This is a genomic window from Acinetobacter soli (genome assembly GCF_000760595.1).
Classification (GTDB): domain Bacteria; phylum Pseudomonadota; class Gammaproteobacteria; order Pseudomonadales; family Moraxellaceae; genus Acinetobacter; species Acinetobacter soli.
Genome location: NZ_BBNM01000009.1, coordinates 20,549 through 44,149 on the forward strand (window position 1 = coordinate 20,549; position 23,601 = coordinate 44,149).

A 23,601-nucleotide genomic window follows, 5' to 3' on the forward strand; every position below is an offset into this window, starting at 1 on the left:
GAGATTCTCCTTACACTCGTTCAATGATCGTCGCGATACCCATCCCACCGCCAACACACAAGGTGGCCAGCCCGCGTTTTTTATCTTGACGCTCTAGTTCGTCTAGCAGTGTGCCCAAAATCATAGCACCCGTTGCACCCAGTGGGTGACCCATGGCAATTGCACCACCATTCACATTCACTTTATCTTCTGGCACCTGTAGTTCATTGATAAAACGCATCACTACAGCCGCAAAGGCTTCATTAACTTCAAATAGGTCGATATCGTCAATAGTTAAGCCGGCTTTTTGTAAGGCTTTGCGGGCTGCAGGCGCAGGCCCAGTCAGCATAATGGTTGGATCTGTACCGACCAGCGCGGTTGCCAGTACTTTAGCGCGTGGTTTTAACCCTTGCTCTTTGACTGCTTTTTCAGAGGCAATAAGTACAACGGCTGCACCGTCTACAATACCGGATGAATTTCCCGCATGATGGACATGATGAATTTTTTGCGCTTCTGGATATTTTTGTAGGGCTACGGCATCGAAACCCATTTGCCCCATCATTTCAAAGCTGGCATTGAGTTTGGCTAAACCTTCTAGCGTGGTTTGACCTTTGATAAATTCATCTTTTTCTAAAATCATGACGCCTGAATGATCTTTTACAGGCACGACAGATTTATCGAAATAACCTTGCGCTTGCGCCGCAGCGGCCTTTTGTTGTGAACCGACTGCAAATGCATCGACATCTGCACGAGTATATCCATCGAGGGTTGCAATCAAGTCTGCGCCAATGCCTTGTGGCACAAAAGACGATTTTAAGTTGGTTTCTGGATCGAGCGCCCACGGGCCGCCATCTGATCCCATTGGAATACGTGACATCGACTCTACACCGCCAGCCACCACAACATCTTCCCAGCCCGAGCGGACTTTTTGTGCTGCCAGATTCACAGCCTCCAAGCCTGAAGCGCAAAAGCGGTTGATTTGCACTCCAGCCACATTATCGCTCCAACCAGCGGCAATTGCAGCGGTCTTGGCAATATCGCCACCCTGATCACCCACTGGCGTTACACAGCCCAAAACAATATCATCCACTTTGGCTGTATCGAGCTGATGGCGTTGTTTAAGTTCATTGAGTAAGGTTGTGAGCAAGGTGATAGGTTTTACTTCATAAAGTGAGCCATCTTTTTTTCCTTTTCCACGTGGCGTGCGGATGGCATCGATGATGTAGGCTTCGCTCATCAGTGTTCCTTCTTTTGATCGTCAATATTGTTATGTTTTGCAGTGTAATGGATTTTACCTGCAAGACAATGACGAGAAGGTCATCTGGTCAGTGATGGTTTTTGCCAACGCCATAAAAAAACGTCTGGATTAATCCAGACGTTTGAAGAGACAGAATGCTCAGTGACTTCTTAATGATAGCCGTGCAACTGACGATACAGACCCGGTGTAACTCCAGTCCATTTTTTAAATGCACGGTGGAAGGTACTGGTTTCACTAAAGCCGACTTGTTGTGCGACATCTTCAAGCGTCAAATCTGGATTGAGCAGCAAATGAATTGCGGCGTCACGACGTAACGCATCTTTAACCCCCTGATAGCTCTTGCCTTCGGCTGCCAGACGACGACGTAAGGTTTGTGGCGACAGATATAGCATCGAGGCCACATCATTGAGTGTCAGCATTTCTTCGCCAATTTGGCTCTTGAGCACCTCACGAATCCGAGAGGTAAGCGAATTGGTATTTTTAAACTTGATCAGGAGCTGTGCAGGGGCGGCCTTTAAAAACTCTTCAAGGGTTTTTTCGTCTTGGCGAATAGGTAAATCCAGATAATCCGCAGCAAACGTAATTTCGGTGCGTGGAGCATCAAACTGCATGACCGGTGCAAAAAACAGTGCATCGTATTCGTCTGCATGTGCCGGACGCGGATAGCTAAAGTGGACGCGTTCTAACGGCAGGCGACGTTCGATCAGCCATGATGCCAGACCGTGCCAGATCATCAGCATACTCTCGGTAATAAAATGATCGGGATCGAGTGTTTTGGGAATAAGAGGCACCAGACGTGCTTCGTGTTTGTCGCGTTCAAGCGTCACCGACCATTCATCGCCAAAAAGTTTATAAAACTGAGACGATAGCTCAAGCGCTTGGCCGAGAGTTTTGGCATGAATAATCAGTTGGCACATAATGGCAAAGGTTCCCAGACGACGCGGCTGCACATCAAAACCGACATGCTCATCTTGAGTGACCATCCACAGCATTTTGATAAAGCGTGTGTATTGTTCTGGGGAAATACGGGCTTTAGGCTGGCGTAATAATTCTGCCTCGATTCCAACGTGGGACAGTAAGGTTTCGACATCCATGCCTAGGCGTTTTACGCCTGTTAACGCCGCATTCACAAAGTGGATACTAATGGTATCGCGGTTTACGTTTAATCCTTCGGTCTCTTTGATGTTCACTTGCAGTTGGCCTAAATGACTTTAAAAAATATTGGATTGGCGATTTACAACACTGGTAAATCATTTTCTTTATGTTAAATTGCCGAAATGATCAAGGTAAATGGCTGAACATGACATTGTGTCCTTTGTTTTACATTTTTATGATGAAGTAAAATAGTCAAAAAGAGTGATAACAAGATCATGAATACCCCATTAGCTGGACTGCGCGTTCTGGATTTTTCAACGTTATTGCCCGGACCATTTGCCACCTTATATTTAGCAGATTTAGGTGCAGATGTCATACATATTGAGTCACCGACACGTCCAGATTTGGTTCGAATTATGCCACCGTATGCCAATGGGCAGGCCACAGCACACAGTTACCTAAATCGAAATAAACAATCGATTACGTTAGATTTAAAAGACCGTGCAAGTATCGAGAAAATTTACGCCAAAATTCAGGAGGTTGATATTGTCGTTGAACAATTTCGGCCCGGCGTCATGACGCGTTTGGGGTTAGATTATGCAACCTTAAGTACGCTCAATCCGGCTTTAATTTACTGCTCAATTACCGGCTATGGGCAAACTGGAACATATCGGGATCGTGCCGGACATGACATTAACTATGTGGCGTTATCTGGTATTGCTGGATATGGGGGACGTAAGGCATCGGGGCCACCCCCAATGGGCATACAAATTGCCGATGTGGCCGGCGGCTCATTGCACGCCGTGATTGGCATTTTAACTGCCGTGATTGAACGGTCAAAAAGTGGGCTAGGTCAGCATGTCGATATTTCAATGACCGACTGTGCTGCTGGGCTAAATGCCATGAGTGCCGCAGCGACATTGGCAGCAGAGGAGCCATCCCGTGCAGAAAGTGAGGTCCTCAATGGAGGCAGCTTTTATGACTATTATGAAACCGCTGATGGACGATACTTCTCGATTGGCGGGCTAGAGCCGCAATTTATACAGGCGCTGGCGGTGGCTTTGGACTTACCGATTCTGGCGCAAAAAGCTGCATCGTTTCTCGATGACGATCGTCTCGCGGTTAAAGCGGCATTAAAAGATAAAATAAAAAGTAAAACTTGGGAGCAATGGCGAGAGATTTTTGCTTCGCTGGATGTTTGTGCCGAGCCCGTTTTATATTTAGAAGAAGCCTTAAATTCAGAATTGGCCGTTGAGCGAAATTGGTCAGTTGAGGTGCCTTTGGCATCGGATTCAGAAAAGGTCGAACGACAACTGGCCTGCCCAATTAAATTTTCACGTTCTGAGGCTCAGTATCGGTTTACCGGGCAGACTTTGGGGGCTGGTCGCTGGGATTGAAGCACCAAAAATGACCACTTGTTAGTTTTTTTTCATAAAAGTTGTAAAAAATGAAGCAAAAGTTACTTTTTTGATGGGCGATTGATTAAAATAATTCGTAACACAATCTCACACAACCACATAAAAGGTTACGTAACAATGAAATTAGGGACAACATTCGCTGTTTCTTGTCTCTCAGTGTTATCACTGAGTATCTGGACGCAACAAGCTGTAGCCGCTTCTGCGTTTGATTCATCAAGCCCATGGATGCTAGGGGACTGGAACGGCAAACGTACCGAATTACAACAAAAAGGCTATGACTTCAGCATGGGGTACACTGGGGAAGTGGCGACCGTACTGGATTCTAAAGATACTTCAAGCCACGGTACAGAATATTCAGGCCAACTGGCACTCGGCACCCACTTTGATTTACAAAAGCTTTTGGGTTGGCAAGATACCGAAGCACAAATTACCCTGACCTATCGTGATGGTCGAAACCTGACCAATACAGCGCCTGCGCTAGCAGGACAGGTGAGTTCGGTTCAGGAAGTTTGGGGACGCGGTCAAACTTGGCGTTTGACAGATTTGTGGATCAAAAAGAAATTTTTTGATCAAGCATTGGATGTGAAAGTCGGTCGTTTTGGTGAAGCTGAAGATTTCAACAGCTTTGCCTGTGATTTTCAAAACCTTGCACTGTGTGGTTCACAAATGGGCAACTGGGCCGGCGATCAGTGGTACAATTGGCCTGTTAGCCAATGGGCGGCACGTGTAAAATACCAAGTGACCCCTGAAGTCTATGCACAAGTGGGCGTATTCGAATATAATCCTGAAAACTTAAAGCGCAGTAAAGGCTTTAATTTAAGTACAGATGGCTCACACGGTGCCTTAATTCCGGCAGAGCTTGTCTGGACACCAAAACTCGGTGCAAACCAATTGAAAGGTGAGTATCGCGCGGGCTATTATTATAGTACTGCTGATGCCAATAAACTGGACGATCAAGGTAATGCACTTGCTGAAACCGGTCACAAACAAGGTGGCTGGATCACGGTAAGACAACAAGTGACTGCTCATCAGGGCAATACAGAACGCGGCTTGTCGATTTGGGCAAATGCCGCATTCTTTGATGACAAAACGAATGCAATCAGTGATGTGCAAAACATCGCGCTCAGCTACATTGGCGCCTTCGATTCGCGTCCAAAAGATGAAATTGCACTTGGTTTTGCCCGTATTCATAAAGAAATCGACGGTTTCGATAATGAATACAATGCAGAGCTTTACTACGGTATTCATGCTGCAAATTGGTTAACGATTCGACCAAACGTACAATATGTACGTCATGTCGGTGCAATCAAAGATGGAAATAATGCTTGGGTTGGCGGCATCAAATTCCAGACAGTATTTTAATTTGAAATTGTATTAACCAAATTTCTGTTGAGACGCAATATCGTTGTGACTCAGCAGAAATTCAGTCGTTATACGAAGTATATGCCCCTCATATACTTCCTATAACAGATTAAAAAAACAATTTATTCGAGGTGGTATTATGTCTCAACCATCTTCAAATTCAGGATTACGAACCTTGACCGTAGTGATAGCTGCGGTGATTGGCCTATTCCTGCTCGTTGGAGGTATCTGGCTCACTGTACTCGGTGGGTCAATTTATTACGTGATCGCGGGTCTTGCATTACTGGTTTTTGCATGGCTATTACGCAAGCGTTCAACAGCTTCATATTGGTTGTATGCCGCATTAATGCTCGGCACAACTATATGGGGTGTGTGGGAAGCTGGAACAGATTTCTGGGCTTTGGCACCACGTTTAGACATTCTGGGTGTATTGGGTCTTTGGATTTTAATTCCAGCGATCAGCCGTGGCATGGACAATGCCAAATCGGGCAAAATTGCGCTATCGTCGACGCTTGCAATTGCAATCGTCGTGATGGTTTATGCCATTTTTAACGATCCGCAAGAAATCAATGGTGTGATCAAGACTGAACAACCTAAAACTGCACAAGCAGTTGAAGGTGTTGATCCTGCCGATTGGCCTGCGTATGGTCGTACCCAAGGCGGTGTGCGTTATTCACCTTTGACTCAGATCAATGATCAAAACGTGAAAGACTTGAAAGTGGCATGGACTTTCCGTACAGGCGATCTCAAAAAAGAGGGCGATTCTGGCGAAACCACCAACCAAGTCACGCCAATCAAAATTGGCAACAACATGTATATGTGTACCACACACCAGTGGTTGATTGCACTTGATCCTGCGACAGGTAAAGAAAAATGGCGTTTTGATCCGAAACTTAAAGCGGATAAAACCTTCCAGCACTTAACCTGCCGTGGCGTGATGTACTACGATGCCAACAATACCACCGAGTTTGCAACCAGCTTAAAGGCGAAGCAACCGACAGTATCGGCTGAGTGTCCACGTAAAGTGATTTTGCCTGTAAATGACGGCCGTTTGGTTGCAGTAAATGCAGACACCGGTAAAAAATGTACAGACTTTGGTGTAAATGGTGAAATTGATTTACAAAAATCAATGCCATACGCCTATCCGGGTGGTTATAACCCAACTTCACCAGGCATTGTATCGGGTACCACCATTGTGATGGCTGGTTCTGTGACTGACAACTTCTCGACCAAAGAACCATCAGGTGTATTACGTGGTTATGACGTAAATACAGGTAAGTTGGTTTGGGCGTTTGACACAGGTTCAAAAAATCCGAACGCGATTCCTGAGCATCCTGAAGAGTTTGTCAATAACTCACCGAATGCATGGGCACCGTTGGCATACGATCCAAAACTCGATATCGTTTATGTACCAACAGGTGTCGGCACACCAGATATCTGGGGTGGCGACCGTTCTGAGTTAAAAGAGCGTTATGCAAACTCGATGTTGGCCATTAATGCAACAACAGGTCAAATTGTCTGGAATTTCCAGACCACACATCACGATTTGTGGGATATGGACGTACCGTCACAGCCATCATTGATGGATGTTAAAGTAAAATCGGGCGAAACGATTCCTGCGATTTATGTGTTGACCAAAACTGGTAACGTGTTTGTACTTGACCGTCGTAATGGTAAGCCGATTGTACCCGTGACTGAAAAACCTGTACCACAAACGGTTCAGCGTGGTCCACAAACTAAAGGTGAACGTTATTCTGCAACTCAACCTTTCTCTGAGTTGAACCTTGCGCCAAAAGACAAATTGACCGACAAACAAATGTGGGGTGCCACGATGTTTGACCAGTTAATGTGTCGTGTATCATTTAAACGCTTGAATTATGATGGCATTTATACGCCACCATCTGAAAACGGTACTTTGGTATTCCCGGGTAACCTTGGTGTATTTGAATGGGGCGGTATGTCGGTCAACCAAGATCGTCAGGTTGCAGTCATGAATCCATTGGCACTTCCATTTGTGAGCCGTTTGATCCCGATGGATCCAAACCGTCCACAAAAAGCCAAAGGTGCCGGCACGGAGCATGGTATTCAGCCAATGTACGGTACGCCGTATGGTGTTGAAATCAGTGCTTTCCTTTCTCCATTTGGTTTGCCGTGTAAGCAACCAGGCTGGGGTTATGTGGCAGGTGTCGATTTGAATACCCATGAAGTGGTTTGGAAAAAGCGTATCGGAACCATCCGTGACAGCTTACCAAATCTATTCCAGTTACCACCTTTGAAAATTGGTGTACCTGGTTTGGGTGGAACGATTTCAACTGCTGGAAACGTGATGTTTGTTGCCGCAACACAAGACAACTACATCCGTGCATTTAATGTTAGCAATGGTGAAAAATTATGGGAAGCGCGTTTACCAGCCGGTGGACAAGCAACGCCAATGACCTATGAAATCAACGGTAAGCAATATATCGTGATCATGGCTGGTGGTCATGGTTCATTCGGAACCAAGATGGGTGACTATCTTGTGGCCTATGCATTGCCTAACTAAAAGCTAAGATTTCAATCTGATTTGCAAAGAAAGGTGTATTCGCTTCGGCGAGTACACCTTTTTTATTTTCAATGTTGGGTGAATAAACTAACTGATTATGGGTTAAAGCTCATTAGAGTAAAATAATGATAAGAGTTCATTAAACTAAAAAAAGGCAATAAGCTTAGTATTACGATTATTTCACAAAAGGCCAGACATCTGGATCAACATAATCCTGATCGATTCGATAACCATTTTCAATGGCCTCTTTTTCGTCCATTTCTCTGGACTTTTTAGCTCGTAAAACTTCTTGTTTAAATGCTTGCTCTAGCTCTTGTGGGGTCATTTTGTAAGCATCTGATATCATATTTCTTTCGGCATAGCGAATAGTTTCAAACGCATAGCGAACGATATATTGTTCTTTACCGTCTTCTGTTTTTTTAGTTTGTTTTAATCTAATGCTGACAAAAATACCATTGGTATATAGACGATATCCAATCGAGTTTCCAACGCTTTTACTTATAATTTTTTGCCACTCTTCGTAACTAAAGATATAACCAGGATCGATAACATAACCCGATTCCATTAAATATCGAAGATTATTTTCTTTTGCGATGCGCGGTGTACCTTTTATAAAATAATTTTTCCATCCAGCCTGATTGATTCGTTTCATTAATTCGACATAACCTTGGTAAGCGTGTTCGGGCGTTACAAACTCTTCTTTATTCAAACCTGAGTTAATGCGAAGTTTTTGAATCCCATCTTCTGGATTAAATGAAGTGCCTAAAACGGAAAAGACGTGATCAATCACCAAGCTATTGACACCATTTTCAATCTTGATCTTTCCTAAGTTTGGGGGAATAAAATCTAATTCTTTAAATCCTGCGCCAGAAGGGTGGCTTTCGGAACGGCTAAGCTGATGCTGAGCAAAATCTTTAAATCCTTGTGGGCCGAAATGTAAAGAATAAGGCGGTTGATGGACGAAATTTTTATTGGATTCATCTAAAGTGGGTTGGCAGGCGCATAGAAGTAAACCAAAGAGCACAAAAGTGAGATAACAGATTCGATTTGTACTCATGGCATTCTCATCACTGAAAATTAATTATTTCACAAAAGGCCAAACATCTGGATCAACATAATCCTGATCGATTCGATAGCCATTTTCAATGGCCTCTTTTTCAGCCATTTCTCTAGCATTCTGGTTTTGTAAAAGCTGTTGTTTAAATGCTTGCTCTAGCTCTTTTGAGGTGATTTCGTAACCATTAGGAATAGAGTTTCTTTCATCATACCGAATGGTTTCCAATGCATAGCGAACGATATATTGCTCTTTACCATCTTCTGTTTTTTTAGTTTGATCAATATCAAGGTTCAAAAGAATACCCTTGGCATATAGACGATATCCAATCGAGTTTCCAACGCTTTCACTTATAATTTTTTGCCACTCTTCGTAACTGAAGATATAACTAGGGTCGATAACATAACCAGATTCCATTAAATATCGAAGATTATCTTCTTTTGCGATGCGCGGCATACTTTTTATAAAATAATTTTTCCATCCAGCCTGATTGATTCGTTTCATTAATTCGACATAACCTTGATAAGCCTGTTCGGGCGTTACAAACTCTTCTTTGTTGAGGCCTGTATCAATATCAAGACCCTGAATCCCATCTTCTGGATTAAATGAAGTGCCTAAAACAGAAAAGACGTGATCAATCATCAAACTATTTCCACCGTTTTCAATCCTGATCTTTCCTAAGTCTGGTGGTGTAAACTTTAACGTTTTAAATCCTGCGCCAGAGGGATGGCTTTCGGAACGGTTAAGCTGATGCTGAGCAAAATCTTTAAATCCTTGTGGGCCGAAATGTAAAGAATAAGACGGTTGATTCATGGAATTTTTCTCTAGTTTTTTGGGATCTGGTTGACAAGCAGTGACAAGTAAACTGATGAGTAAACTTATAATGAAACAAATAATTCGATTAAATCTTTCCATCATTACTGTCCTTGTCCACTTTAAAATCTGCTTGACTGTTGCCCCAGCCTGCAATAATTCCCAGTTCCTTTTCTAAAAAAGAACGACCATGCTCATTGAGCATTAATCGATGGTATTTCTTTGCAGCCTCATTAATCCATTCCATACGGCTATCATAATTTTCAACTTTTGTATGCGGTAATGGTTCGCTATAGACCGACTCGGGTAATTCATCAATTACACCATTATGGCGTCCTTGGTAGACTCGTTTCATGCTTTGCATATTGTATGTACTTGGCAAAATAGTTTGAGACACTCTGACGGATTTAACTGCCCCAGCACAGTAATCGCTTGAAAGCACTAAGGTACTATCTGGTAGTCTTGTAACACGTTGAAAGATGGCTTGTTTTTCTACTTTCCAGTCATTCCAGACTAATTTTTGCAAAATGTTGAATTGTTCTTGCACAGCGATCGCCATCAAATGCTTGAATAAAATACCTTTTGATACTTTAAAATTTTCCTGTCTACTTGTTCCTTTTCTCTTAAAAATAGCCTCTATTTTGGGCAGATACCCAAATGCATCTATTATTTCATTGGTGCACTTTAACTGCTCAATGATCGGTAAACAGCCTGACCAAGGAATATTATAAACTTGAGATTTAATATGGGTAAATTGAGAAACATTTCTTAGTTTTTTACAGCTTTGAAACGTGGCTGGCGACATGCTCCAAGCATAGTGCCAAGGTGCAATGTCCATAAATAACCATAAATTGCCTTTGGCAAAAGAGTGAATAGGATCTCGTACTAGACCAATAGGAAACCATTTATAACCCCATGTTGTTAATCCATGTTTAAAAATTGCAGCGACTGTTTTTGAAGCAAATGCGCCAAGCCCCATCCAATAGTAACGACCAATCAACTGCTTATTGCCATGTATCTCTTGCTCAAGATAAATCTTTGCATAAACGGAGGCGATTCGCCGTGCTCTCGCTTCATATCCAGGTTCTAATTTATATAAATTTTTATTTTTATCTTTTAAGTTAGAAACACGTTTTATTGCTACTTGTTGGTGGATTTCCCAGAAGGTTAAGCAATCGCATTGAAGGGTTTTGCAGCTGTTTTCTTGGGTGTTGGTATTTCCTTCCCAATTCAAAGTTCCCATTCGCTTTAATCTCCTTCGTCTTCAACTTCTAAAGAAATCCAGTTTAAATCAACACGCAAATTTTCTTCCGCTGGAGTATTAATACGTTTTGATAAGCCTTTTCGATCTGTTGTAGAGACAAAACTTTGTTCTTGACTGGAAACACGATATTCCACATCTGACATTTCTTCACCAGATGGTAAAGTTAATTTAAATTTTTCGTTGTAAGGTTCAAATGAAGGCAAACCTTGAATATCCACTCCAACTTCTGAACCCTGTTGAAACAGATGCTGGCCAGCTTTAGCCTCAAACTTTGAAGGTGTAATAATGGTGATACCATTTTTATTAATGATGATTTGAGAACCACCTGCCATAGCTTTACCTATTTTTTATTAATTTATAAAAATAGCCCAATGTGGACTAATATAAGAAAAATAAATCAGTATTTTCGAGTAGAAAATGACATTTATCATCGCGATTCAATTAAATGATAGCATTATTGTTGCAGCAGACAATAAGAAAGTTGTAGTCGAAAACTCAGATGAATTACGATTTCGTTCAATTCACGCGACCAAAATTCGAATGTGGGAAAATGGGATAATTACTGGAGCTGGAGAAGATATTGTCATACATAGAGCGGTTGAACTCTTTAAAAGTATTGCAAATCAAAATTTAGATAAATTACCTCTATGCTTGAATGTATCCAGAGAAATCAGAGAGTTAGAGATTGGTTCAAATCACGATCAGGTTGAAAATACAAAGTTACTTCATTCGAGTTATTCAGAAAAAGGCGCTCAGCTTTATATCACTCAAAGATTTGAATCCAGTCAACCCTATATAATGAGCACTGTAGAATCGATGGAGATTATTGTTTGGCTATTTGACCCCAATATTGAGAAAATTCATTACGATTTACAACAACTACAACAAAATTTAAGAGACTTCACTACATTTTCCACGCAAATAGAGTGGGTGCATTATTATCTTCGCTATTTATGTCCAATTTTTAAAAAACAAAGTCGACAAGATTCATGGATGAGTCAAAGTTTTGATTTCTTTTTTCAAACAAAAGAGGATTATTTAATAGGTCATATTCCCAATACTCAAATTTCAGATTTAGATATTGAATTCAAAGAAATTACACCAGCTAGCGTATCGATATAAGACAGGTCATTTAGCTTATAGCCCGAACAAAAAGATTTACGATAAAAAGATTCATCGCAAGAGTGTGTACTTAAGATGAGATGTAAAACCGCACAGTACTCTTATCAATAAAACCGTTATTAAATATCCAAAAAAAGCATTTTGTTGATGAATCAAAGCTCGTTATGCTAGACGCCTTTATAATGAATCTACTAGCCATACGCCATGTATTTATATACTGATTTCGATCAACAGTTGATTAATGAACGCGTTGCTCAGTTCCGTGATCAAACCGAACGCTACTTAGCTGGAAAGCTCACCGAAGATGAATACCGTCCATTGCGTTTGCAAAATGGTCTTTACGTACAGCGTTATGCACCGATGCTGCGTATCGCGGTGCCGTATGGCTTGATGAATTCAAAACAATTACGCAAAATTGCAGAAATTTCAAAAGAATATGACCGTGGATATGCACACGTTTCTACGCGTCAAAATATTCAGTTGAACTGGCCAGCACTTGAAAATGTACCCGATATATTGGCAGAGCTTGCTACAGTACAAATGCATGCCATTCAAACCAGTGGTAACTGTATTCGTAATACCACTACAGATCAGTATGCGGGTGTTGTTGCAGGTGAAATTGCCGATCCGCGCCCGACCTGTGAATTGATTCGTCAGTGGAGTACATTCCATCCAGAATTTGCGTTTTTACCACGTAAATTCAAAATTGCGGTGTCTGCACTTGAAGAGAAAGATCGTGCTGCAACGTCGTTTCATGACATTGGTGTCTATATTGTCAAAAACGATGCAGGTGAGATCGGCTATAAAATTAAAGTAGGTGGTGGTTTAGGCCGTACCCCAATTATTGGAAGTGTCATTCGTGAGTTTTTACCACGTGAAGACCTCATTGCCTATTTAGATGCCGTCCTTCGCGTATACAACTTACACGGCCGTCGTGATAACAAATATAAAGCACGTATCAAAATTTTGGTCAAAGCTTTAACACCTGCGGTATTTGCTGAGAAAGTAGAAGCCGAGTTTGCACAAATCCGCGAATCTTTAAAAATTCAGCCTGAAGTGTTAAATAAACTGGATCAGGTGTTCACACCATTTACTTATCAAGCGTTGAACGACGAAGATTTCAGTACAGTGTTTGCCGAGCATCCAAAATTCAAGCAGTGGTACAACATCAATACCAATGCCCATAAAGTCAAAGGCTATCGTATTGTAAACATTAGCTTGAAGCGTGCAGGGGTTGCGCCAGGCGATATGACCACAGAAGAAATGAATTTGATTGCGGATCTGGCAGACCAATATACCTTTGGTGAGCTACGTACCACACACGAACAAAATATTTCACTGGTCGATGTGCCTCAAAAAGATTTGTTTGCCTTGTGGCAAACGCTTGAGCAGCACAATATGGCCCGTGCGCATATTGGCTTCCTGACCGACATTATTTGCTGTCCGGGGGGTGATTTCTGTTCATTGGCAAATGCGAAATCGATTCCAATTTCAGAAGCCATTACGCGTCGTTTTGAAGATCTCGATACCATCTATAACTTGGGTGAGCTTGATCTGAATATTTCAGGCTGTATGAATGCCTGCGGTCATCACCATGTCGGTAATATTGGTATTTTAGGCGTAGATAAAAAAGGCGCAGAATTTTACCAGATCACGCTCGGCGGTAACGCAGATCACGATGCTTCGATTGGCGACATCTTGGGGCCATCATTTGCAGCCGATGCCGTACCTGATGTGGTAGAAGAAATTTTAAATACCTATCTGGATTTACGTCAGGATCAAGAACGTTTTATTGATACCTATCGCCGTGTTGGCATTCAACCTTTTAAGGAGCGCGCATATGCTTAATCCAGCATTACAGGTGCTTGCTAAAGACGGCAGCATTGCAGATAACACCTATCAACCGATTGCCGAAGACGGTGTGATTCCGGCAGGGGATGTGGTGGTGACCACTGCACAACTGGATCAACTTACCGCGATCCAAGGCAAAAAAGCGCTATACATCACGGTGAATGACTCACCAGAAACGCATCAATTTCCGCTGGATCAGCTCGATGCGATTTTTATTGAGTTTGCAGGTTTCAATGATGGCCGTGGTTATTCATTTGCTGCATTGTTGCGCCGTCAGGGTTATCAAGGTGAACTACGTGCAGTCGGTGATATTTTCAAAGATGTACTGAACTACTTAAAACGTTCTGGCTTTGATACGTTTGTCATTAAAGAAGGCAAAGACATTCAGGAAGCTGCTGCGGGCTTAAATGACTTCCGTCAACCGTATCAGGCTTCTACAGCCGTTCCTCAGGCCGACTATCAAACTGGGGCTTAAACCAGTTGACATTAAAAAAGCGGGCTTAAGCCCGCTTTTTTAATTGCTGACAAATGTGTTCGGGCCATTTAAATCAGATCATGGTGTATGTGAGTGGCGCGTTCTATATCAGCTAATTTAAACCAAATGATGAGATTGATCGATTAAAAGTAAGCTCGCAATGATGATCATCAATGTACCCGAAACTTGGCTGATACGCTGTGCCGCATATGGCCGGGTTTTGAGCAGTGCATGAGAACCAATACCCACCGCATAATAAATCACGCTACATGTTGCCAGATGAATCATCCCCAGCACTAAAATTTGGGTTGTAACAGTAAAACCAGAAGATAAATCTATAAATTGTGGCAGCAAAGCAAAAAACAATAAAAATACTTTCGGATTTAACCCGCTAATGCACAGACCTTTAACCAACCAGTGCCGTGTCTGACTCGTGGTAGTGAGTAACGCGGAAGAATGACGAAGCTCAGCGGGATTTTTGAGTAAGCCGACTCCGAGCCAGAGTAAATACAGTGCGCCTGCTGCTGTTAATACCTGAAGCAATAGAGGTGAACCATTCACAATCGCACCAATGCCTGTGGCGACAAGGAGTGTACTCAATGCATGCCCGAGCAGCAGTCCAAACACAGCAGGAATCACCACTCGTCCACGGATCCCCGCTGTGATGGCATAAGCCCAATCGGCGCCGGGAGTTAAAATAAACAACGCGGAAACACCCCAAAATGTCAGCAAGGTATTCGTATTCATTGTCATCTTCCTAAATTGAATAAGTACAAGCGGGCGTATAAGAGCGTAACGGTATGTAGAAAAGCATAGCCAGAACAGATTAGAATGTGCTGTTAAAGACTTGCTCAAAAAATGATAAAAAGGAGAGTTTCTTCTAAATGGATAAGATAGATAAGAAGATTCTTGCGGAACTTCAGCAAAATGGACGATTATCCTTGACCGAGCTGGCTGAAAAAATTGGTTTGAGCCTGTCGCCGTGCCATCGTCGTGTACGCGCACTCGAAGAATCGGGTGTAATTCGGGGGTACCGTGCCCAGCTTGAACCTGCACTGATTGGATTACAATTTGCCACCATTGTGTTTGTCACGCTACGCGATGGTGACAAAGCCTCGGTGAGCGCATTTGAAGAAGCGGTGATCGAGATTCCACAAATTGTGCAGGCGCAGCGCCTCTTTGGAGATCCTGATTACATGCTGCATGTGGTAACTAAGGATTTGCTGAGTTTTCAAAAACTCTACGATGAGCGCCTTTCAGCTATGCCGAATGTACAGCGTTTAATTTCGACCATGGTCATGAAAAATGTGGTTACCGATCGTTTGTATCCTATTTAGTCAGGTTATGTGGTCTTCATTTGAGTTGATCGATGAATTCGCATTGATAGCTACCAAAAAACGATGTGTAATCTGCTTTAAAAAGAGAAATATCAAAGCGGTTATTAAAAAATTTACGCAAAATTTACGCCCTGTGTTTTTTGATATATAGAGAATTTACGCGTTAAATTTCCATACTAATGTCAACGTATTTAAACGATGGCATTTGCAATGTGGGAATTTATAACCGTGTTTGTGCTTGCGCTGATTTTGGCCTATCCGCTCGGTCATTATCTTGCCGATGTGATGCAAGCCAAACCGATGAAAAGCGATCGTCTGTTTCGTTGGATCGAACAGCCTCTCTATCGAACACTCGGCGTTCGGCAAACTGGAATGAACTGGCGGCAATATCTGGGCGCGTTCGTAATAAGTAACGTGGTGTTGCTTGTAGTGAGTGTAGTGATCCTCATGACGCAGGCATGGCTTCCACTCAATCCAGACCATGTTCCCAATATGAAATGGGATTTGGCCTTACATACCACCATTTCTTTTTTAACCAATACCAACCAGCAGCATTATTCGGGTCAGGCACAGCTCTCTTATTTGTCACAAATGACCGTGATTGTGGGCATGCAGTTTTTATCACCGATCATTGGTTTGGCCTTGCTGACGGCTATGCTGCGTGCACTTTTCTTACAATCGGGTAAAACTCAAAGCAAAGACAAACAACATTGGCAAGAGATTAATCTTGGCAATTACTGGCTGGATTTGATTCGTCCATTACTGCGCTTCTTTTTGCCTTTAGCTTTTGTTTTTTCATTGCTGCTGACATGGCAAGGTGTGCCTGCGACATTATCGGGCGGGCCGGTTGTGCAAAATCTGGATCAAAGTGTCGAAGTCAAAACACAGCATATTCCATTAGGGCCAGTCGCGCCGATGGTGGCGATCAAACAGTTGGGCAGTAATGGCGGAGGCTGGTATGGCCCAAACAGCAGTGTGCCACTTGAAAATCCAACGCCGTTTTCCAACGTGATTGAAATGCTGGCGATCTTACTGATTCCATTGTCTGTGGTGTTTATGATCGGACGCTTTGTACAGCGCCGTAAACTGATGTGGATGATTTTTGGCACCATGCTTCTGATGTCGTTGGCATCTACCATGTTGTCGATGTGGACCGAAAAATTTTCACTCTTGCCCAATGTGGCACAAATGGAAGGTAAAGAAGTCCGCTTTGGGGTGGAAGCATCTGCGCTATGGAGTAGTTTGACCACGCAGGTGAATAATGGCTCGGTCAACATGATGCACGACTCGTCTTCACCCCTAAACGGTTTGGTGCAGCTCTGTAACATGTTGATCAATGCCATTTGGGGTGGTATTGGCTGTGGCGTGTTGCAGTTCTTTATTTACCTGCTTCTTGCAGTGTTCATTGCAGGATTAATGACGGGACGTACCCCCGAGATTTTCGGCAGAAAAATTGAAGTCACCGAAATTAAATTACTCGCTTTTGTGATCTTGCTGCAACCCGTCGTCATTTTAGGGCTTACCGCACTCGCCATTGCTTTTCCGTCATTGACGGCCAACTCCAATCCGGCCTTTCACGGCATCAGCCAAGTGTTTTATGAATATGTTTCGGCCTTTGCCAATAACGGTTCTGGTTTTGAAGGTCTGGGCGACAACACGGTGTGGTGGAATTTAAGTGCAAGTGTCGCGCTATTGGCCGGCCGCTATAGCGTGCTCATTGTGCCTGTATTAATCGCGGTCAGCTTGGCCACCAAGCCTAAAGCCACAGAAGGTAAAGGCTCATTGCATATCGAGTCACCCACCTTTGCCCTCACACTGATTGGCATTGTACTGATCTTAACGGTATTGCAGTTTATGCCAGTACTGGTTTTAGGCCCAATCGCAGACTATCTGTCGGTCCATATTTAACGCTGGAGCACGCATTATGAACTCGTCTCATGCGAACAAAATGACGATCTTGAATAAAGAAATTATTCAACAAACTTTTTATAAACTGCTCCCGCAGCATGCATTTCGAAATCCGGTCATGGCGTGTGTGTGGGTCGGTACAGTGCTTACCGTCGTGGCGACACTTATGGGCAGTACCAGTCTGGGCTTTGGTTTGCTTTTGACACTGATCTTGCTGGTCACGGTGCTATTTGCCAACTACGCCGAAGCAGTTGCAGAAGCCAAAGGGCGCGGGCAGGCTGCATCATTGCGTCAAGCACGTGAAAATCTGATGGCGAACAAACTCACCGATCTTGATTCATCTCAGACACCTGAGCTGATATCGGCCAATCTACTTAAAAAAGAGGATTTGGTACTGATCAAAGCGGGCGAGATTATACCCGCCGATGGTGAGATTGTGCGCGGCTTTGCCACCATTAATGAGTCGGCGGTGACGGGTGAATCTGCGCCTGTACTGCGTGAAGCCAATACTGATCGCTCTGGTGTGATTGCGGGCACGAAAGTGCTGACCGATCAGATTGTCGTGCGTGTGAGCAATGAAGCAGGCCATAGCTTTCTCGATAAAATGATCGCACTGGTCGAAGGAGCAAACCGTCAGAAAACGCCGAACGAAATTGCATTGGGAATTTTATTAAATATCATGACCATCACCTTTATTGTGGTGGTGGTGACCTTGCCTTTTATTGGCTCAATGGTAGGCATCAAGATCAGTGTGGTTTTACTGGTGGCTTTATTGGTCTGCCTTATTCCGACCACCATTGGCGGTTTGTTACCTGCAATCGGGATTGCCGGCATGAACCGTGCCCTAAAAGCCAATGTATTGGCTAAATCGGGTAAAGCGGTTGAAGTCGCTGGTGATATTGATGTGTTACTGCTAGATAAAACAGGCACGATTACTTATGGCGATCGGCAGGCCACGGCGTTTTATCCGCTCACTGGTATCGGGATGAGTGAACTGCGTCAGGCAGCCATGATGACCTCTTTTGCCGACCCGACACCAGAAGGGAAGTCGGTGGTGAGTTTAGCCAGAGAAATGGGCGAAACTGTACAAGAACCCGAACAGGCAGCGTTTATTCAGTTTAGTGCAGCAACTCGTTTATCCGGTGTCGATCTGGCCGATGGTCATCAAATTCGTAAAGGCGCGCTTGATGCAATTTTAGGATTCACCGAGCAAGATATTCGCAACAATATCGAGCTAAAAACCCGCGTAGAGCAAGTGGCATCTAAGGGTGCTACGCCGCTGGTGGTTGCCGCCAATCATACGATTTTAGGTGTGATTGAATTATCGGATGTGATCAAGCAAGGTATTAAAGAGCGTTTTGCTTTACTGCGCGAAATGGGCATCAAAACCATTATGGTGACAGGTGATAACCCACTGACCGCAGCCGCGATTGCCGCAGAAGCGGGAGTCGACGACTACATTGCCGAAGCCAGACCGGAAGACAAGCTGGCCTGTATCCGAAATGAACAAGCCGAAGGAAAACTGGTGGCCATGGTTGGCGATGGTACCAACGATGCACCTGCACTGGCACAGGCCGATATTGGGCTGGCCATGAACTCGGGGACTCAGGCGGCCAAAGAAGCCGGCAACATGGTCGATCTGGATTCAGACCCAACCAAACTGTTGGATGTGGTTGAAATTGGTAAACAGCAACTGATTACCCGTGGCGCATTAACCACCTTTTCATTGGCCAACGATGTTTCTAAATACTTCGTGATTTTACCGGCCTTGTTTGCTGTTGCGGTACCGCAGCTTGAGGTTTTAAACATTTTGCACTTGGGTAGCCCAAAAAGTGCCGTGATTTCGGCATTGATTTTTAATGCCTTGATTATTCCAATGTTGATTCCGCTGGCACTCCGTGGCGTCAAGTTTAAACCTGCCAGTGCATTGCAACTGCTACGCCGTAATATGCTGATCTACGGCGTGGGAGGTGTCGTGTTCCCGTTTATTGCCATCAAACTGATTGATCTTGTGGTCGCGGTGTGGATTTAGGAGCCAACGATGAATACTTTATTGAATCATCCAGATTTAAATACAACTGCTGTGGAATCATCGACTTCGTTATGGCGAGCCAGTATCGGGCTGGTCGTGGTGGGTTTTGGGCTGTCGGGTGCTCTCTATTCGACAGCCAGTGTCTCGGTTGCACAGCTTATTTTTCCTGAACAGGCCAACGGTAGTCTGATTGAACGTGACGGCAAAATTATAGGATCGAGCTTGGTGGGGCAGCAGGTTAAAAGTGCAGCCTATTTTCAGCCACGCCCGAGTGCCAGTAATTACAGTGTCGATGGGATGTCGGGAAGTAATCTGGCAGTATCTAATCCGCAACTGCAAAAGCAGATTCGTGAGCGTAGCATTGCTTTTGCTCAAAGCAATCAGATTGGTGGTGCTCAGGTGCCAGATGATATGATCACCGCATCGGGCAGTGGAATAGATCCGGATATTTCTCCTGAAGCTGCCCAGCTACAGATTAAACGCGTTGCACAGCAACGTCGTTTGGGTGAGCAGGAGGTTCGTCAACTGGTGATGCAATATACCCAAACGCCGCAATTTGGACTATATGGAGAGCCGCGTGTGAATGTACTCAAGCTGAATCTGGCACTGGATCAACGCTCGACCCAACCCGCTCGATAGGACAGAACTGATGCAGATTGACCGCAATGAAAAAGCCGATGCTTGGTTGGCGCATACGCAACGTGAGCAATCTGGGCGTCTTACCATTTTTTTAGGTGCTGCACCCGGCGTGGGTAAAACCTATGCCATGCTCACGCGGGCGCATGAGCTGATGCAGCAGGGCAAACAGGTCGTTGTGGGGGTGGTAGAAACTCACGGTCGTGCCGATACAGCGCGGTTGATTGCGGGTTTAAATGTGATTCCACGTCGAGTGGTCGAGTATCAAGACCGTAAACTTGAGGAAATGGATTTAGACCAGATTCTTCACATTAAGCCTGAAATTGTGCTGGTCGATGAACTGGCCCATCGTAATGTGCCAGGCAGTCGGCATGAATATCGCTGGCAAGATGTCAATGAAATTCTGGATGCCGGAATCAACGTTTATAGCACCCTCAATATTCAGCACTTAGAAAGCCTAAACGATGTGGTGTATCAGATTACCGGCATTCGCGTGACCGAAACTGTGCCCGATGCGTTACTCAAGCGATTGAAAGATATTCGTTTGGTCGATTTGCCTGTGCCTGAACTGCTTGAGCGCATGAAACATGGCAAAATTTATCTAGAGGATATGGCACCGCATGCCTTGCAGGGCTTTTTTAAACCTGCACATTTAACTGCACTGCGTGATCTGGCGATTCAGACTGTGGCGGGGCAGGTCGAAATTGATTATCGGGAAAAATCTGTGGCGCAGGGGCGCATCGTCCCGATTCAGAATCATGTGATGCTGGCCATCGATGGTTCTGTCTTTGCTGAGGATCTGGTGCGCCGTGCTCACCGCATTGCCGAGCGCCGCAATGCAACGTGGAGTGTAATTTCAATTCAAAAAAGCAAAACCTCCTCGGCGCAAAGTCTGGCCGTGAGCAAAGCATTTAATCTGGCACGTAAACTGGGTGCCGACACCTATTTGCTTTACAGTCATCAGATTGCGCCAACCATTTTGCAGGCGGCCTATGATTATGGTGCCTCAAATATTTTGCTGGGAAAAAGCCCCAAAAAAACATTTCTTGAGCGTATTCGCTCCGAGCATATTGCCGATCAGCTCCTCGACAAGCAGCACCCCTTTGAAATTACCTTTGTACAACCACTCAAAGCAACATCGTATTCGGCACAGGCTGCTGTGCCCGATCAAACATGGCTGCAACAGTACACCCATTTTCAAGCACGAGAACTGATCGAAAGCATTTTGATTGTATTGGCAGGATTTATTATCGCGGCCATCAGTGATCATTTTATTGGCTATACCGAGCTGGCACTGATTTTTGTGGTGACGGTGCTGGTGGTGGCCATGCGTGCCCGAATGCTCATGACCTTGCTGAGTGTTTTCGTTTGTTTTTTACTGTACAACTACTTTTTTATTGAACCCCGCTTTACCTTTAGGATTAGCGCAGAGCGTGGTGTGATTACCATCGTGATTTTTATTTTATCGGCTTTACTGGTTGGGCGTCTGGCCAATCAGTTACGCGCACAGGTACTGAGTTTAAGGGTGGCCAATAGTGTATCGCTGCAACTGCAAGAGCTTGAGCGTAAACTCTCGACGTGCGTAGATATTGCACAGGTGCTTGGTGTATCTAAACAGCATCTGGAGAGTGCACTGAAAGCCACGGCATGGTTAAGAGTGGGCGAACTTGAGGCGGGTGATCGGAGTCAGTTAAATCATAAAGACCACATTGCAGCCGACTGGACACAAAAAAATGGTCAGCCCTGTGGGCGTTTTACCAATACCCTGACCCAATCTGAGTGGTGGTTTAATCCGCTCAATCTGGCGGGGGAGCATGGTGTGATTGCACTGCGCTTTCATCCCGATTTAGACGTGATCAGTTTTGAGCAGCAGCGTTTGGCCGAACTGATGATTGAAGATATTGCACAAACGCTGGCGCGGGTTTTACTGTCATTTCAGCTCGAAAACTCACGGGTGGTAGCCGAAACCGAGAAACTGCGATCAGCGCTCTTGTCGTCGGTATCGCATGACTTACGTTCACCTTTGGCCGCCATGATTGGCTCAGCAGATACGCTAAAATATTACAGTGCGCAATTGTCAGATACAGATCGGGACAGCCTGCTCGACACCATTCACATCGAGGGCGAACGGCTTGATCGTTATATCCAAAATCTACTCGATATGACGCGTTTGGGCCATCAGGGGCTGACGTTAAGCCGTGCATGGATCAGTATCGATGAGTTGATAGGCTCGGCGACCCAGCGTTTAAAACGCTATCAACCCAATATTCAGATAGACACAAACATCGCGCCGAATTTACCCGCTTTGTATGTACATCCGGCATTAATTGAACAGGCATTATTTAATGTGCTTGAAAATGCAGCCAAGTTTTCACCTGATGCTGTTCCCATTCAGGTGAAGATCAGTGCAGTCGATGAGCAGTTTCAGATTGATATCATCGATCTGGGCATCGGGATTCCCGAGCAGGAGCGTGAGCAAATTTTTGATATGTTTTATACCATGCAGCGTGGTGATCGCGGTAAAACCGGCACTGGGCTTGGGCTTGCCATCGTAAAAGCCATTATCGGAGCACATATGGGGAGCATTGAAGCAATGGCTGGGCCGTATGGTCAAGGCACCCAAATTCGAATACGATTACCTCAACACCAAGAATAACGATGATTTATGTCGCACAGCTTTAATACACAGGCCTCGATTTTGATTATCGACGATGAGCCACAAATTCGTAAATTTCTCGATATTGCCTTACGCGCGCAGGGTTATGCGGTGCATGTGGCTGAAACTGGCATGAAAGGGCTGGAAATTTTGGCCTCTCAAGGGGCAGATCTGCTGATTTTAGATTTGGGCCTACCCGACATGGATGGTGCAGAGGTATTAAAAGAGATGCGGCAATGGTCGCAAATTCCGGTCATCGTACTCTCTGCACGTCCAGACGAGCAGCAAAAAATTAAATTGCTCGATGCGGGTGCCAATGACTATGTGACCAAACCATTTAGTATTCAGGAATTATGTGCCCGGATTCGGGTGATGTTTCGTCAGCAGCCGAGTCAAAGTGAGCATAATCTGGTCTTTAATGATGGACAGCTTTTTGTCGATGTCGCGGAGCATAGTGTGAAACTGGCTGGAGACGACGTGGTACTCACCAAAAAAGAGTTTCAGCTACTGGCCTTACTCATTCGGCATCAGGGTAAAATTGTGACCCAAAAGCAGATATTGTCGGAGCTTTGGGGCATTACACATGAAGAGGACACGCATTATTTGCGTATTTTGGTCAAAAAACTCAGAACCAAGCTAGGCGACTCAGCGCTACAACCGCATTATATTTTTACGGTTGCGGGCATTGGTTTGCGCTTTCAAAGTGATGTTGGCAGCGCTTAACGAGATGAGACCAAGGCGTCTGACATCACAAATTCTTCACCTTCATTTCGCTAAAGTGATGCACTAAAATCGCTGT

Annotated in this window: 18 protein-coding genes and 2 pseudogenes; 13 read left to right on the forward strand and 7 right to left on the reverse strand. The window is 44.3% G+C overall.

Features of this window, described 5'->3' with window-relative positions:
* Positions 1-10: 10 nt before the first annotated feature.
* Positions 11-1,216: an acetyl-CoA C-acetyltransferase gene (locus Aso01_RS11270; protein WP_004941226.1), complete on the reverse strand. Its 1,206-nt coding sequence runs from the start codon at positions 1,214-1,216 to the stop codon at positions 11-13.
* A 170-nt stretch (positions 1,217-1,386) separates the two neighbouring features.
* Positions 1,387-2,427 (reverse strand): AraC family transcriptional regulator, encoded by a 1,041-nt coding sequence (locus tag Aso01_RS11275; RefSeq protein WP_004941225.1) that lies wholly within the window; start codon positions 2,425-2,427, stop codon positions 1,387-1,389.
* Between the two features lie 180 nt (positions 2,428-2,607).
* Here Aso01_RS11275 and Aso01_RS11280 point away from each other — a divergent pair, with 180 nt between their 5' ends.
* The 3 genes from Aso01_RS11280 to Aso01_RS11290 all read left to right on the forward strand — a co-directional run bounded on the left by Aso01_RS11280 (position 2,608) and on the right by Aso01_RS11290 (position 7,654).
* Entirely contained in the window at positions 2,608-3,729 is a 1,122-nt protein-coding gene (locus Aso01_RS11280) for a CaiB/BaiF CoA transferase family protein (protein ID WP_004941223.1), read from the forward strand.
* Between the two features lie 138 nt (positions 3,730-3,867).
* Entirely contained in the window at positions 3,868-5,112 is a 1,245-nt protein-coding gene (locus Aso01_RS11285) for a carbohydrate porin (RefSeq protein WP_004941221.1), read from the forward strand.
* 139 nt (positions 5,113-5,251) lie between these two features.
* On the forward strand, positions 5,252-7,654 hold the full coding sequence (locus Aso01_RS11290) for a glucose/quinate/shikimate family membrane-bound PQQ-dependent dehydrogenase (RefSeq protein ID WP_004941219.1): 2,403 nt from the start codon (positions 5,252-5,254) through the stop codon (positions 7,652-7,654).
* A gap of 175 nt (positions 7,655-7,829) precedes the next feature.
* Here the strand turns inward: Aso01_RS11290 and Aso01_RS11295 are convergent, their stop codons facing one another.
* Genes Aso01_RS11295 through Aso01_RS11310 form a run of 4 tightly spaced genes read right to left on the reverse strand, consistent with a single transcriptional unit; the run spans position 7,830 to position 11,117 of the window.
* Complete coding sequence (locus Aso01_RS11295) at positions 7,830-8,711, reverse strand: hypothetical protein (protein ID WP_004941217.1); 882 nt, start codon at positions 8,709-8,711, stop codon at positions 7,830-7,832.
* A 24-nt stretch (positions 8,712-8,735) separates the two neighbouring features.
* Positions 8,736-9,626 carry a hypothetical protein gene (locus Aso01_RS11300; RefSeq protein ID WP_004941213.1) on the reverse strand — a complete coding sequence of 297 codons (891 nt, stop codon included), beginning with the start codon at positions 9,624-9,626 and terminating at the stop codon, positions 8,736-8,738.
* Positions 9,610-10,764, reverse strand: coding sequence for a DUF2515 family protein (locus Aso01_RS11305; RefSeq protein ID WP_004941212.1), 1,155 nt, complete (start codon positions 10,762-10,764; stop codon positions 9,610-9,612). Before Aso01_RS11305 ends, Aso01_RS11300 begins: the two co-directional genes overlap by 17 nt.
* A 5-nt stretch (positions 10,765-10,769) precedes the next feature.
* On the reverse strand, positions 10,770-11,117 hold the full coding sequence (locus Aso01_RS11310; RefSeq protein ID WP_004941209.1) for a hypothetical protein: 348 nt from the start codon (positions 11,115-11,117) through the stop codon (positions 10,770-10,772).
* Positions 11,118-11,202: 85 nt separating this feature from the next.
* On the opposite strand from Aso01_RS11310, the gene Aso01_RS11315 reads away from it, so the two are divergent.
* The 3 genes from Aso01_RS11315 to Aso01_RS11325 all read left to right on the forward strand — a co-directional run bounded on the left by Aso01_RS11315 (position 11,203) and on the right by Aso01_RS11325 (position 14,233).
* Positions 11,203-11,907, forward strand: coding sequence for a hypothetical protein (locus Aso01_RS11315; RefSeq protein WP_004941206.1), 705 nt, complete (start codon positions 11,203-11,205; stop codon positions 11,905-11,907).
* A 204-nt stretch (positions 11,908-12,111) separates the two neighbouring features.
* Positions 12,112-13,755, forward strand: a complete 1,644-nt coding sequence (locus Aso01_RS11320) for a nitrite/sulfite reductase (protein ID WP_004941201.1) — start codon at positions 12,112-12,114, stop codon at positions 13,753-13,755.
* Entirely contained in the window at positions 13,748-14,233 is a 486-nt protein-coding gene (locus Aso01_RS11325; protein ID WP_004941198.1) for a DUF934 domain-containing protein, read from the forward strand. Before Aso01_RS11320 ends, Aso01_RS11325 begins: the two co-directional genes overlap by 8 nt.
* A 117-nt stretch (positions 14,234-14,350) precedes the next feature.
* Here Aso01_RS11325 and Aso01_RS11330 read toward each other — a convergent pair whose 3' ends face one another.
* Positions 14,351-14,980, reverse strand: coding sequence for a LysE family translocator (locus tag Aso01_RS11330; RefSeq protein ID WP_004941195.1), 630 nt, complete (start codon positions 14,978-14,980; stop codon positions 14,351-14,353).
* A 137-nt stretch (positions 14,981-15,117) separates the two neighbouring features.
* On the opposite strand from Aso01_RS11330, the gene Aso01_RS11335 reads away from it, so the two are divergent.
* The 7 genes and pseudogenes from Aso01_RS11335 to Aso01_RS11360 all read left to right on the forward strand — a co-directional run bounded on the left by Aso01_RS11335 (position 15,118) and on the right by Aso01_RS11360 (position 23,525).
* Complete coding sequence (locus Aso01_RS11335; protein WP_004929605.1) at positions 15,118-15,570, forward strand: Lrp/AsnC family transcriptional regulator; 453 nt, start codon at positions 15,118-15,120, stop codon at positions 15,568-15,570.
* A gap of 210 nt (positions 15,571-15,780) precedes the next feature.
* On the forward strand, positions 15,781-17,478 hold the full coding sequence (kdpA, locus tag Aso01_RS11340; protein ID WP_212749827.1) for a potassium-transporting ATPase subunit KdpA: 1,698 nt from the start codon (positions 15,781-15,783) through the stop codon (positions 17,476-17,478).
* A gap of 16 nt (positions 17,479-17,494) precedes the next feature.
* On the forward strand, positions 17,495-19,510 hold the full coding sequence (kdpB, locus tag Aso01_RS11345; protein ID WP_004929602.1) for a potassium-transporting ATPase subunit KdpB: 2,016 nt from the start codon (positions 17,495-17,497) through the stop codon (positions 19,508-19,510).
* 9 nt (positions 19,511-19,519) lie between these two features.
* A complete protein-coding gene (gene kdpC / locus Aso01_RS11350) occupies positions 19,520-20,149 on the forward strand; it encodes a potassium-transporting ATPase subunit KdpC (protein ID WP_004941189.1) in 630 nt (209 codons plus the stop codon).
* A gap of 10 nt (positions 20,150-20,159) precedes the next feature.
* A pseudogene (locus tag Aso01_RS16160) lies at positions 20,160-21,285 on the forward strand (histidine kinase); the annotation flags it as partial.
* A gap of 56 nt (positions 21,286-21,341) precedes the next feature.
* Positions 21,342-22,802 (forward strand): annotated as a pseudogene (locus Aso01_RS16165) (sensor histidine kinase); the annotation flags it as partial.
* Between the two features lie 9 nt (positions 22,803-22,811).
* Positions 22,812-23,525, forward strand: coding sequence for a response regulator (locus Aso01_RS11360; RefSeq protein ID WP_004941182.1), 714 nt, complete (start codon positions 22,812-22,814; stop codon positions 23,523-23,525).
* The last annotated feature ends 76 nt before the right edge of the window (positions 23,526-23,601 follow it).

Bases quoted from the DNA above. Each gene is read 5' to 3' on its own strand.
- Aso01_RS11270 (WP_004941226.1), bottom strand. From the start codon at position 1,216: ATGAGCGAAGCCTACATCATCGATGCCATCCGCACGCCACGTGGAAAA.
- Aso01_RS11280 (WP_004941223.1), top strand. From the start codon at position 2,608: ATGAATACCCCATTAGCTGGACTGCGCGTTCTGGATTTTTCAACGTTA.
- Aso01_RS11285 (WP_004941221.1), top strand. From the start codon at position 3,868: ATGAAATTAGGGACAACATTCGCTGTTTCTTGTCTCTCAGTGTTATCA.
- Aso01_RS11290 (WP_004941219.1), top strand. From the start codon at position 5,252: ATGTCTCAACCATCTTCAAATTCAGGATTACGAACCTTGACCGTAGTG.
- Aso01_RS11295 (WP_004941217.1), bottom strand. From the start codon at position 8,711: ATGAGTACAAATCGAATCTGTTATCTCACTTTTGTGCTCTTTGGTTTA.
- Aso01_RS11300 (WP_004941213.1), bottom strand. From the start codon at position 9,626: ATGATGGAAAGATTTAATCGAATTATTTGTTTCATTATAAGTTTACTC.
- Aso01_RS11305 (WP_004941212.1), bottom strand. From the start codon at position 10,764: ATGGGAACTTTGAATTGGGAAGGAAATACCAACACCCAAGAAAACAGC.
- Aso01_RS11310 (WP_004941209.1), bottom strand. From the start codon at position 11,117: ATGGCAGGTGGTTCTCAAATCATCATTAATAAAAATGGTATCACCATT.
- Aso01_RS11315 (WP_004941206.1), top strand. From the start codon at position 11,203: ATGACATTTATCATCGCGATTCAATTAAATGATAGCATTATTGTTGCA.
- Aso01_RS11320 (WP_004941201.1), top strand. From the start codon at position 12,112: ATGTATTTATATACTGATTTCGATCAACAGTTGATTAATGAACGCGTT.
- Aso01_RS11325 (WP_004941198.1), top strand. From the start codon at position 13,748: ATGCTTAATCCAGCATTACAGGTGCTTGCTAAAGACGGCAGCATTGCA.
- Aso01_RS11330 (WP_004941195.1), bottom strand. From the start codon at position 14,980: ATGAATACGAATACCTTGCTGACATTTTGGGGTGTTTCCGCGTTGTTT.
- Aso01_RS11335 (WP_004929605.1), top strand. From the start codon at position 15,118: ATGGATAAGATAGATAAGAAGATTCTTGCGGAACTTCAGCAAAATGGA.
- kdpA (WP_212749827.1), top strand. From the start codon at position 15,781: ATGTGGGAATTTATAACCGTGTTTGTGCTTGCGCTGATTTTGGCCTAT.
- kdpB (WP_004929602.1), top strand. From the start codon at position 17,495: ATGAACTCGTCTCATGCGAACAAAATGACGATCTTGAATAAAGAAATT.
- kdpC (WP_004941189.1), top strand. From the start codon at position 19,520: ATGAATACTTTATTGAATCATCCAGATTTAAATACAACTGCTGTGGAA.
- Aso01_RS11360 (WP_004941182.1), top strand. From the start codon at position 22,812: ATGTCGCACAGCTTTAATACACAGGCCTCGATTTTGATTATCGACGAT.